Raw genomic sequence first — 12482 nt, 5'->3', positions numbered from 1 at the left:
GATGCGGAATGTGCTGATCCTGGCGGCGGGGCGGTCGTCTCGGATGGGAGATGGGCGCGACAAGTTGCTGGAGGATGTGGACGGTGTGCCTTTGCTGCAGCTTATGCGTGAGCGGGCTGAGGCGGTGGCTGGGCGTGTGTTGGTCTGTTTACCGGGGCCGGGGCATCCGCGTGTGGCCTGTTTGGGCGGGGTCGAGCCGGTTTGGGTACCGGATGCCGATGAGGGGATGTCTGCCTCGATCCGGCGTGGGGTGGCGGTGCTGGCGGATGCGGGTGAGGTGATGATCCTGCCGGCGGATATGCCTGAGCTTGAGGCGGCCGATCTGGCCAAGGTTTGGGCGGCGCATCGGCCGGGCGCGATTACTCGTGGGGCCAGTGCCGGGGGCGTACCGGGGCATCCGGTGATCTTTCCGCAGGATTTGTTGCGCGAGTTGCAGGAGTTGCGTGGCGACGAAGGCGCGCGCTCAGTCATCGTGCGGCATCGCGCGCGGGTGCTGTTGGTGCCCCTGCCCGAAGAGCACGCGCTGACCGATCTGGACACGCCCGAGGCCTGGGCCGCGTGGCGGGCGCGCCGCAGCTAAGCCCTTAGCCTGCCAACAGGCGCGTTTCGCGGGTGGTCAGGGTTTTGCGGGCCGCCGGATAGGTCAGGCTGGCCTGGCCCTTTGCCAATTCAGGGAACAGGGTGAACAGCTCTTGCCGCTGGGCGGCGTCCATGCCGGAGAGGGTCTGGTCGCCGGGCTGGAAGCTTTCGCTCCAGGCGTTGTCGCCCATGACCACCTGGTGGCGGTCGGCCATGAAGTGGACATAGGTCACGCCGGGGGTCTGGATCTGCTCGACGCCGGGCAGGCAGGTCAGCGCGATGGCGGGGGCGAAAAGCTCGGCCTCGCCGAACCACAGCTGGGCCTGACGCGAGACGACCAGCATCCGGTGCTGCGGAGACACCAGCAGATCACGCTCGGGCATGTCATTGCCCAGGGCGCCCTTGCGGATCAGCACCGGGCGCAGGTTTGTCGATTGCGCCAGTTGCGCCACGCTGAGGGCGCGATGCCCCGTCCACGAGACCGACTGGAAGCCGTTGTCGCGGGTCAGGACGCGGTCGCCGACACGCAGCAGTCCGGCGGGCACTTCGCCGCGCAGGGTCTTGATCAGCGTGGTCGGGGTGAAACAGGGGACGTAGTGCACCGTCTCGATATTGGTGAAGTCGAGCGTGGTGCCGTCCTGCCATTCGACATGGCCGTTTTCGCTGTTCAGCGGATCGTAGGTGATGGTGGCTTGTCCGCGGATCGTCAGTGTGTCGCCAGCGGTTTCGCCCGCTTCGCCGCCGTCGAGGGTCATGGCGCCACCGCCCTGCCCCGATGCGGTAAAGCTGTCGTCGCCGTCACCGCCCTGTGCGATGTCGCCCGCGCCCATGGCAAAGCTGTCATTGCCCGCGCCGCCGGTCAGGCTGTCGGAGCCCGCGCCGCCGTCGATCACATCATCCCCCGCGCCGCCGTGGACGGTGTCGTTGCCTGCGCCTGCGAAAATGGTGTCGTCGCCGTCGCCCGCCACGATCACGTCATTGTCGCCATCCGCGCCGTCGACGACGTCGCCGTCCGGGTCGCCGGTATAGGTGGTGTCGATCAGGTCGTCGCCGGTGGTGCCCGACACCACGCCGTCCGAGCTGCCGGGGGCCAGCGGGATGCCGATGGCGTGCAGGGCTGCGGGGGTGGACAGCGAGGCCGGGCTGATGCCGATCAGGGTCAGCTGCTCGCCACCCGGGAAATGCAGGATGGCGTTGCCGTTGCCGTCGTCCAGCACGGTCACGTGCGAGGTGTTCACCGGCGCGCCGGTGTCGTCGACCATGTTGGTCAGGTCGATCTGGTCATGGCCGGTAAAGGTGCCGTCGCCGTTATCGTCAGGGCCGGTAAAGCCCTGCACCGTGTCGCTGCCCGAGGTCAGGCCCAGCAGGATCGTGTTGGTGCCGCCGCCGAGGATCAGGTTCTCGACGCCCTCGAAGGTCGCGGTCGAGACACCATCACTGATCGAGCCGACGCCGCGCACGTCGGCGCGCAGATCGAACACCAGATCCGAGGTGACGCGGCTGGTGTCCAGCACGTCGCCATAGGTCTCGTCGATGTCTTCCATCTCGATCGTGTCGTTGCCGAAGTTGTCCTCCAGAACGATGGTGTCGTCCTGAAAGCCGGACCAGATGTAGTCGTCGCCCTCGCCGCCCAGCATCGAGTCGTAGCCGACCGAGCCGCGCATCCAGTCGTTGCCCGCGCCGCCGATCAGCGTGTCGTCGCCGGTGTCGCCCAGGATGGAATCGTCGCCGTCGCCGCCCTCGATATAGTCGGCGCCGTAGTTGCCCTCGAACGTGTCGTTACCGGCGCCGCCGATGATGACGTCGTCGCCATCGTTGCCCCAGAACATGTCGTCGCCGTCGCCACCATACATGGTGTCGTTGCCCGCGCCGCCTTCGAGGTGGTCATTGCCGCCCTCGCCCTCGATCAGGTCGTCGCCTTCGCCCCCAAGCACGGTGTCGTTGCCGTCCCCGGCCTGGATGTGGTCGTCGTTCGAGCCGTCAGCGGCGTCGGAGTTGTCCACCCGGTCGCCCTCGGGGTCGCCGGTGTACCATTCGTCGATGAAGTCGTCGCCGGTGGTGCCTTCGACCACGTAATCGGGGCCTGCGGGGGGCGTCACGGGGGGCGTGGCACCAGCGGGAATGCCGATCGCCTCGAGCGCGGCGATGGAGTTCAGGCTGGCGGGGTCGACACCCAGCAGGATCAGGCTTTCGCCGCCCGGAAAGGTCAGAACCGCGTTGCCGTTGCCATCGTCGGTCAACGTGACATCGGCCGAGGTGACGCCGAAGCCCGAGCCGTTGGACAAGCCCGTAACATCCAGCACGTCGATGCCGGTAAAGGTGCCGTCGCCATTGGCCGTGGGTCCGGCGAACCCGGACAGCATCCGCGCGCCGCCGCCATCGCCCAGGATCACGGTATCGTCGCCCGAGCCAAGAACGATGGTTTCGATCTGGCTGAAATCGACGGTGTTGGTGCCGTCGGTGATGGTGCCCGCCTCGGCATCCGCGCCGGACAGATCCACGGTCAGGCCCGCAGTCACGGCGCTGGCGTCAAGGGTGTCGCCGGTGGTTTCCTCGGTGTCGCCGCCGATGATGATGTCGTGGCCCCAGTTGTCGGCGATGGTCAGCGTGTCGTTACCGCCCTCGCCCAGCACCCAGTCGTCGCCCGCGCCGCCGGTGGCCAGATCGTCGCCGCCGCCTGCAAATACGCCGTCATTGCCAGTGTCACCGTCAATGGTGTCGTCGCCCAGATAACCGTCGATCTGGTCGTCGCCGGTGGTGATCATGTCGCCATCCGAGGGGTCGGTGTAGCCAAGGCCCATCACCTCGCCGCCGGCGGTGCCGGTGACGACATCGTCGGGGATCGGGCCATAGGCGGCCTCGGGGAAGGCGATGTTGAAATAGGTGTTGCCCTCTTCAATCGTGCCCGCCTGGATCGAGCCGTCGCCCGAGTAATCCACGTCGGTATCCCGGTCGAGCGTCAGGCTGCCGATATTGTCGGTGGCATCCGTCCCCGGCGCCACGAAGAGCGAGGTCAGCGCAGGCGCGCCCGCGTCCGAGGAGACCAGCACGTTGGCGTTGAACCGCAGGTAGGTGTCGCCGATGCCCGACAGATCGTCCTGGATATTGGCGTATTGGCCGGGGTTCATCGGCTCGTAGGTGTAAAGCGTGGTGCCAGCCTGGTAATCGGCCAGGCTGTCATAGACGCGCAGGCCGATAATCTGCGAGGTGCCCGACAATTCGCCATTGGCGGCCACGTTCTCAACCACAAATTCCACGATCTGAGTGTCGCCGAAGATCTGGGTGCCACCGTCCAGCGTGATCTGACCGGCCCCATCGTTGCCTGCACCTGACAAAGTGCCCAGCGACGGATCGCTGACAATGTCGATACCATAAGAAACAAAGGTCACACTCACCGACCTACTCCTGCAACTGGACCGTCCCGAGGGAGAGACGGTTCAAAATTGGTTCTTCAAACACTCTGCCCCACCTGCAGTGCGTTGCCCCATCGTGCCCGGTATTGAATTCCTACGGGCGTTAAACACCGGTTTCCCGGCAAGAATGGGGCACGAATGGGACATTTCCGCAGAAATACGCGGAAATAAGGCGAATTGTTTCCACTTCCAAGGTTTGGCCCGTCCCGCGTCTGGCGAGACGGGCCCTGTTCAGGAAAAGAGGACAGCCCCGCCCCCTTTCCCGGCCTGCCCGGACAGCCGGACAGGTCGCTGCAAAACTCTCAGGTCAACTAGCCGTTGACCAGCAGGCGCGCCTCGTACCCCTTCAGAGAGCGGCGGGCGGCCTGGTAATCGTGCAAGCCACGCGGCGTGGCCAGTTCGGGGAACAGCGTCAGGATTTCGCGGCGCTGATCCTCTCCGATGCCGCCGAGGGTGTAGTCGCCGGGCTGGAAGCTTTCGGTCCAAGCGCCGTCGGACAGAACCACTTCGTGGCGGTCGCACATGAAGTGGATGTAGGTGGTGCCCAGCACGTCGACGCTTTGGATGCCGTCCATGCCGACCAGATGCTTGGCGGCAGCCAGCACCTCGCGTTCGTCAAAGTAGAGGGCAGTCTTATCTCCGGCGACCAGAACACGGTGGTTCGGGGAGACCATCATGTCCCGCTCGGGCAGGTCGTTCCCCAGCGCCCCGGCCCGGATCAGAACGGGTTTCAGGTACTGGGCGCGGGTCAGATCCAGACCGGACAGCTGTTTCGCCCCGATCCAGCGGATTTCCTGGAGACCATTGTCCCGCGTGATGACCTTGTCTCCTTCTTTCAAGGTCTCCACCGGACGGGCGCCCTGCGGCGTCGCGATCAGCGTACCGGGGGTGAAGCAGGGCACGATCTCTTCGATATTCTCGAAGGTCGCGGTCCCGATCACGTTGCCCTGGTCGTCCAGGAATTCGATTGTGCCGTCAAAGCCGTTGCCATCGCTGTCAACGGTGGTGGTGCCGACGCGGCTGCGGCCGCCGGTCAGGATCAGCGTATCCCAGTCGTCGCCATCCTCGTCGCCGCTGGCGTGTTCACCCGCCTCGATCCCGATGATGGTGTCGCGATCCGCGCCGCCGGTCATGTTGTCGATGCCCGAGCCACCGACCAGCGTGTCGTTGCCGTCGCCGCCATAGATCGTGTCGTCACCGTTGCCGCCGACAACCAGGTCGTCGTCGATCTGACCGTCCAGGAAATCGTTGCCGGCGTCGCCATAGATCGTGTCGTCGTCATCAGCGCCGTAAATAGTGTCGTTGCCCGAGCCGCCGTGGATCAGGTCGCGGCCGTTATCGGGGACCAGATCCTCGTCATCGGGCAGGTTCAGCACGTCGGGATAGATCGGATCGAGCCCGCCATAGATCAGGTCGTCGCCCGAGCCGCCGTCGATCGTGTCCGACCCCTCGCCGCCGATGATGGTGTCATTGCCCGAGCCGCCGTCGATCTCGTCCGCGTCGATGCCGCCGTCGATGAAATCGCTGCCCAGCCCGCCAAAGATGGTGTCGGCATCGTCACCGCCGTGAATCTCGTCCGCGCCGTCGCCGCCGTCGATGTAATCGCGGTTGTTGTCGGGATCGGTGTCGCCCGCATAAAGGCCCGGATAGCCCAGGTCGGGGCGGTCATCCAGGTTCAGGACGGTGTCGTCGCCCCAGATCACATCGCGGTTTTCGCCGCCCAGGATCGAGTCCGAGCCTGCGCCGCCATGGATCGTGTCCTCGCCGTTGCCGCCCTCGATCGTGTCATCACCTTCGTAGCCGTAGATGATGTCGTCGTCGGGATCGTTGCCCGGAAAGATGTTGTCGCCATTGTCGACGAAATCGCCATCCGGGTCACCGTCATACGAGGTGTCGATCAGGTCGTCCCCGCCCGTGCCCATGACGATGCCATCGCGGGTGCCCGGATCGTCCGGGTCATCGCAGGCGTCGGTGGTCTGGAAATGCACGTCGGTGACATAGGCCATCTGCCCGCCGTCGCCGTTATTGGCATACTCGATCTCGATCCGCGACACGGGGCCCGCGATATTGACCAGAAGCGAGCCGTTGACGTCCGTCGGCGCCACATTGCCGCCGATGCCGGACGCGGTGCCGCCGCTGACGGAAATTCCGCCCCCCGGGGTCAGGGTGACGGGGATTAGGTTCCCTTCGGCATCATAGGCGCGGATAGTGACGACATCGGCCATCGAGCTGCCGGGCATCGTAAACGGATCCGTGCCGGTGTCGATGTCCTGAATGCGGAAGCTGACGTTCTGCACGTCGTCGCCGAACTCCTCGTTCGCGGAATCGAAGGACAGGGTGACGACCGAGGTGTCGCCCTCGCCGCCGTCGCCCAGCAGTTTCAGAACGGAGCTGTCAAAGGGTTCCTCGGGGCCGACATAGGTCGAGGTGTCCATGATGTACCCCTCGGCGCCCGGCTGCACGGTTTCAAAGCCGACCGTCACGTTGACGCCGCCGGTGTCCACGCTGGTCGTGCCGGGAACAGTCGATCCCGGTGCCCCGATCGCGGCCCAATCCAGAAACAAATCAGCCATTTCAAACCCCTTTCGCCCACAGCGCGACCCGGCCCCTTGGCCAAGCGGACGAGCGCGCTGCCCGATCCGTGCAGACCGCAGTCATCCAGCGAAAACGAAGCAAACGGGGGAAGGCGCAGGAACCTGCGTTCCGCCCCGATCATCCTGATGCTTTGGACCGGTTTCCCCCAGTTCGAAAGCAATTCGGCAGCTTCGCATCATCCGATGCGCAACGGTGTGATTGGCCGCCCCCGGCCAAAATCGCCCCCCAGTCGGGCTTGTGTGAAAAGTATCTCACAGGTTCGGCCCCGAAAAAGACAGGATTTCCACACAAATGCCAAACTTGTGCCAGATTTTGCCAATCGCGCGGACAGGTGGCGACAATAATGGAAATAATCCCCTGCGATCTTGGTGCGAAAATGCAGAGGATTTTGCGAAAATCTTGGGAAATTCAGCGTGAGTTGTGTGAAATCTGCGCGAAGGTGTCGGAATTTGTCGCCGTTGGTGAAACAATCCGGCCGCCGAGCACCCGGCCCAACGTCTGACACATTTTCGCCCGAATTGGCACGGGGCGCACGGCTGTCGTCTCGGAAATGGAACCAATCAGGTTCCATTCCGAACATTACCAGATCGCTGATGTCAAATCGCGCGAGCGGTCCCTTGGGCAAGCGAATCACTCTGCGGGGCGGTTTCGCGGTCCGAGGCCATCTCGCGCAGGTGCAGGCCCAGAACGATCAGCGAGGGCCAGATCATGTAGGCCTCGATCTCAAGATTCTCGCCCATCGACAGCAGGACGATCGTCATCATGATGCCCAGCGGCAGCCATCCGCGCGGGTTGCGCGCGGCGTCGTGCAGGACCACGCCCAGATGCGCCAGCAGCGGCACCGCCAGCGCCAGCGCGCCGGTCAGGCCCTTGACGAATAGCAGGCCGTACCAGGTGTGGTGGCTGCCGATGGGCATGTATTCCACCAGGTGGGGGCCGGGTTCGACCCGGCCGTGGCCGAACCAGACCGCCTCGCCCTGCCAGCGTTCCCAGGCGATGCGCTGCAACGTGGCCCGTACGCGCGAGCTGTCGGCCCGAGCGCTGGAGAACGCATGCACACCGTCCTGCGCCTTTTGCAGCACCCAGGTTCCGAACACCGCCATCGAGGCGGTCAGCCCCGCCGCCAGCTGCCACGCCCAGGCGCGGGCGATCAGCGACAGCATCCGTGGCCCTAGCGTGCAGGCGATAAGCCCGACCAGACCCATCCGCGATTTCGAGGCGAGGATCATCAGCAGCCCCCCGCCCACGCCAATCAGCATCCAACGGCGGTTCTTTTCCTCGAGCGCGAAAAGCACGGCCAGCACGCCCAGCAGCGCCGCAAAGGGCGACCACGGCGCGTAGAATTGCCAACGCGGGGTCCAGCTGGCCGGATCCCAGGTGAACAGGTAGACGCGGAAATATTCAGGCCCCGGCCCGCCTACGGCCTTCAGCGGCGAGGTATAAAGGCTTTCGGGCAGGCCGACATAGGGGGCGGCCAGCATCAGGGGGGCCAGCGCCAGCGTCCACGCCCCCACAACGCAATGCGCCCGCACGATCAGCGCGCGACGGATGGGCAGCACGGCCCCGGCCAGGATGAACAGCGGCAGCAAGGCCCAGCCCTTGGCCCAACCGATGGAGGACTTGATCGAGGCTTTCGTGCCCAGATCCCAGTTCAGGTGCCCGAACCACAGCGCCACCAGCATCGCGCCCATGCCCAGCATCCACAGCCAGACGATACCGGGGATAGACCCCGTGGCGCGCAGATCGGGGCGAATCGCCGGGCCAAGGTACAGCGCCAGCCCGGCCAGCCCGGCCAGAAGCCAGCCCAGCACCGGCCCCACGACATAGAGCGCGCCAAACGCGTAGAACGGCCAGGTCCAGGTCATAGCACGCCAAACCATACGCTCGGCCGGGTTTTGCGGGGTCATTTCGGCGCCTCGGGGGTCGGACGCGGGGCCAGGATCAATCCGATAATCGCCCCACGACCCCAGCCAAGCGCCAGACTGATCAGCAGGAAAAACGTCGCCGCGATACCCGCCAGCAAGGCCAGCTTGCGGTTCGGAGAGCTGGGACGCTCGGGCATGGTCGGGTCCTCCAGCACCTGCACCAGAGGGTACGAGGCGTAGATGTCCGACTTGGTCGACTGGCGGCGCGCGATGGCCGAGGCAAAGACCGCTTCGGCCACGGCGAAATCGCGTTGCAGATCCTCAAGCCGGGCGGCCAGCGGGGCCAGGTGTTTGACGCGGCTATCCTCGTGGTTCAGGCGGGCGGTCATGCCAGCGACCTGCGCGGCCAGACCGGCGCGCTCGGTCTCTTGGCGCACCAGTTCGGCCAGCAATTCGGCGCGGGCGCCATCGGGGGCCAGGTCGATACGCTCCAGCACCTCGATCGGCAGCTCAGTCAGGGTGACGGCGCGCGCCAGGGATTTCGCCTGCTCGGTCTGGTAGGCGGCGGTGGCGCGGCTGACCTCGGGATGGCGGGTGCCGAAACGGGCGCTGAGGCCGGCAAGTTCGGCCGCGCTGTCGGACATCTGCTGCACCAGCGCCAGGTATTCGGCATCGGCAAACAGCTTCAGCGCCGCTGCCGCCTGATCCGGGCCGAGGCGCAGCTTCTCGCTCAGCTTGGTGACGGCGCCGGTGCGTTTGTCCAGCTCGGCCTGAAGGGAGTCGGTGTCGGCGCGCAGCCGGTCGGTGGCGGCGACCTGCTCTTTGTATTGCTCGGCGGTGTACAGCCCACTTTCGCGCTGCAGGTTGGCAATCGCGTCGCGCGTCGCCTGAACCGAGGCATGGTATTCGCGGATCGCGCCCAAACCGCCGCCCTCGCGGGTTTGCTGTTCGTCGGCGCGCAGGCGGTCAAGCTCGGTGAAAAAGGCGTGCAGGACGGCTTGGCCGCGCTGCTGCGCATCCTGGGGCGAATTGCCGGTCATCTGCAGGTGGATCAGGCCGGTCTGGTCGACCAGCGTAATGCGCGGCGCGCCGAAATCGCGGGTCTGCATCTTCATCGACGCTGCGGCGGCGGACAGGATGCGGTCGGCGGCGATCAGGCGCTTGTAGGTCTCGGTCGGGCTGATCGAATTGCTGGAAAACGCCGAGGTCGCGTAGGACGACGCCTGCCCGATCTCGCTGAGGTTCACCGAGGCCGACACCCCTGCCCCCGGCAGGATCAGCGACATGTCCGAGGCATAGCGCACGGGGGCCGAGCCCAGGTAGCCCAGGATCGGTGCCCAGATCGCCGAAGCGCCCAGCATCAGGATGCCCGCGTAGCGCGGCAGGCGCCCGGCATCGTTCAGCCTCCCGCCCCGCAGAAGGCGGCGCAGGGACAACTTGCCCAAGGGCGAGCGCCACAGCGCGTACCAAGGGGTCGAGGGGACCGTAACCGGGCGGGACTGGGATACCATGAGCACTCTCCTTTTCCGAAGGAGTAGCGCAAAAGTTGAACAGCCGATGCTGCGCCGGGGTATCAGGGAAAGGTGGAAACGGATGCGGGCCTATCCGAACGGGTGTGCACCGCCATCGCCCGGTCAGAACAGCCCGGCGTCGCGGGCGACGATGGCCGCCTGGGTGCGGTTGGCCACGTCCAGCTTGCGATACAGGGTTTTCATATGCAGCTTGATCGTCGGCTCGGTCAGGTCCAGATCGCGGGCGATTTCCTTGTTGGATTTGCCCTCGGTCAGCCCTTGCAGCACCTGCATTTCACGGGTGGTCAGCTTTTCGGCCAAGGGGCCGGTGGGGCCTGCCTCGTCCGCGGTCATGAAGGCGATGGGGGCGTATTGTTCGCCCATCGCCATGAACTTGATCGCGTTGACCAGAGATTTCGCCGGCAGCGTCTTGGGCACGAAGCCGGCCGCGCCGACCTCCAGCGCTTGTTCGGCGATCTTGCGCGTCGCCTCGCCCGAGATCAGGGCAACACGCTGCCCGCCGTTCAGGGTCAACGCCTGGCGCAAACTGTCCAGACCGTTCATGCCCGGCATCTTGTAATCCAGCAGGACCAGATCGAACCGGTCGGACGTGCGGATGCGGGCGCAAGCCTCGTCAAAGGTGGCAGCCGTCTCGGTCTCCAGCCCGCCTTCGGCATGCAGGAACGCAACAAGCGTGTCACGCAGCAACTCGTGGTCGTCGGCAATCAGGATGCGCAATTTGGTCTGCCCTCTCTATCTATGATGGATTAAAGCGTCAGTGGTCTGAAAACTCAAGGAGATACGAAAACTGACGCCCGCCCCATTCGGGCCAATTATATATCCGTACGGATTGATGCGGTATCGAAATGATGCCACTGACCCCACCTGACGAACGGGACAGCATCCCCCCGTACGCCGATCCTGTCCGGCCTCGCGGTGGACCAAAAGGGCCTGAGCGGTGTTTCTACGGTTAATCCACTCACCCTCAAGTATCTGGTGCTTGTCATGCTGAACTACCCCGTCCGTGCCTTTCGGCCTGAAGCCACTGAAACCGACCGTTTCGCAACCGTTGCAACGAAACGCACCCCGCTGCCGACGCTGCCGGTGATGGGTATGCAGATCGTGGACGCAGGAACCGAAACCACGGTGGGCCACCTGCTGGATGCGACGCAAACGCAGCAGGTGTTCTTTATGAACGCACATTGCGCCAACATCCGGGCGAAGAATGAGGACTATGCGAATGCGGTGTCCCGTGCCGATGTGATCCTGCCCGACGGGCTGGGCATCGATCTGGCCGCCCGCCTGTCTGGCCACAAACTGACCGAGAACCTGAACGGCACCGATTTCACCCCGACCCTGCTGCGCGAAGCGGCCCGGCGCGGGCTGTCGGTGTTCCTGATGGGGGGCAAACCCGGCACCGCCGAGGCCGCCGCGGACAAGCTGTGCCTGTCCATCCCCGGCCTGCGGATCGCGGGAACGATGAATGGATATGAGGACGCCGCCGACGAAACCGTCGCCGTTGCACGGATCAACGACTCGGGCGCGGATATCCTGCTGGTTGCCCTGGGCGTGCCCCTGCAAGAGCTGTGGCTGACCCGCAACCGCCACCGCCTGGCCCCGCGTCTGCAACTGGCCGTCGGTGCGCTGCTGGATTTCCTGGCGGGCAATGTCAAACGCGCTCCGGTTTTGGTGCGCAAGGCGCGGTGCGAATGGCTGTGGCGCCTGGCGATGGAGCCGCGCCGCATGGCACACCGCTATCTGGTCGGCAACGCGACCTTCATGGCGCGCGCGGCCGGGGCTGCGATGGCCAGCCGCACCCCCGAGGTCACGCCGATCCGGCGGGCCATGGATTTCACCTTTAGCCTGGCCGGGCTGACCCTGCTGACCCCGCTGTTCCTGCTGGTGGCGCTGGCGATCAAGCTGGACAGCCGCGGGCCCGTGTTCTTCTCGCAGATTCGCGTGGGCAAGGATGGCCGCGGTTTCCGGATGATGAAATTCCGCTCGATGTACATTGATGCGGCGGAACGGCGGGCGGCGCTGCTGGCAAGCTCGGACCGGGGCGGCATCTGCTTCAAGTCGCGCAATGATCCCCGAATCACGCGCGTGGGTCGCCTGTTGCGGCGCAGCTCGCTGGACGAACTGCCGCAGATCATCAACGTCCTGATGGGGCAAATGTCGCTGGTCGGCCCTCGCCCCGCCCTGCCCGAGGAAGTGGCCGCCTACCCAAGCGCGGCCCTGGAACGGCTGAGCGTCCGTCCGGGCCTGACCGGCCTGTGGCAAGTGTCCGGCCGCGCCGACATCTGCTTTGACAAGATGGTGGACATGGACATCGCCTTTGCCCGCTCGCGCTCGGTTCTGCCTTACCTGCTGCTGCTGACGCTGACCTTCCGCGTCGTGGTCAGCGGCCGGGGTGCCTACTGACCCATCCTTTTGGCGTACTAATATATCCGTTTGGGTATATTTATATCCTATTGACTGCCTCACAGTTTGACCGCCGTGTGCGATAACCACCAGCGTTG

Annotated in this window: 7 protein-coding genes; 2 read left to right on the top strand and 5 right to left on the bottom strand. The window is 65.2% G+C overall.

The annotated features are described in order from the left end of the window. Position 1: 1 nt before the first annotated feature. Positions 2 to 580 (top strand): nucleotidyltransferase family protein, encoded by a 579-nt coding sequence (locus E7681_RS07295; RefSeq protein WP_136338931.1) that lies wholly within the window; start codon positions 2 to 4, stop codon positions 578 to 580. A gap of 4 nt (positions 581 to 584) precedes the next feature. Here E7681_RS07295 and E7681_RS19265 read toward each other — a convergent pair whose 3' ends face one another. The 5 genes from E7681_RS19265 to E7681_RS07270 form a co-directional block, all read right to left on the bottom strand. Next, positions 585 to 3974, bottom strand: a complete 3390-nt coding sequence (locus E7681_RS19265) for a Hint domain-containing protein (RefSeq protein ID WP_136338616.1) — start codon at positions 3972 to 3974, stop codon at positions 585 to 587. Between the two features lie 329 nt (positions 3975 to 4303). Further along, on the bottom strand, positions 4304 to 6565 hold the full coding sequence (locus E7681_RS07285) for a Hint domain-containing protein (protein WP_246032425.1): 2262 nt from the start codon (positions 6563 to 6565) through the stop codon (positions 4304 to 4306). Positions 6566 to 7183: 618 nt separating this feature from the next. Next, positions 7184 to 8494 carry an O-antigen ligase domain-containing protein gene (locus E7681_RS07280; RefSeq protein WP_136338615.1) on the bottom strand — a complete coding sequence of 437 codons (1311 nt, stop codon included), beginning with the start codon at positions 8492 to 8494 and terminating at the stop codon, positions 7184 to 7186. Then, a complete protein-coding gene (locus tag E7681_RS07275) occupies positions 8491 to 9963 on the bottom strand; it encodes a GumC family protein (RefSeq protein ID WP_246032424.1) in 1473 nt (490 codons plus the stop codon). The genes E7681_RS07280 and E7681_RS07275 overlap by 4 nt, the downstream gene beginning before the upstream one ends. 123 nt (positions 9964 to 10086) lie before the next feature. After that, positions 10087 to 10701 (bottom strand): response regulator transcription factor, encoded by a 615-nt coding sequence (locus tag E7681_RS07270; protein ID WP_136338614.1) that lies wholly within the window; start codon positions 10699 to 10701, stop codon positions 10087 to 10089. 267 nt (positions 10702 to 10968) lie between these two features. On the opposite strand from E7681_RS07270, the gene E7681_RS07265 reads away from it, so the two are divergent. After that, positions 10969 to 12384, top strand: a complete 1416-nt coding sequence (locus E7681_RS07265) for a WecB/TagA/CpsF family glycosyltransferase (RefSeq protein ID WP_136338613.1) — start codon at positions 10969 to 10971, stop codon at positions 12382 to 12384. Positions 12385 to 12482: the final 98 nt, after the last annotated feature.

Origin of the sequence: Thalassobius vesicularis, from assembly GCF_004799325.1 — a bacterium.
Lineage (GTDB): Bacteria > Pseudomonadota > Alphaproteobacteria > Rhodobacterales > Rhodobacteraceae > Thalassobius > Thalassobius vesicularis.
Note: the sequence above shows the minus strand (reverse complement) of the source record. Positions and strands in the feature narration are given on the sequence as shown.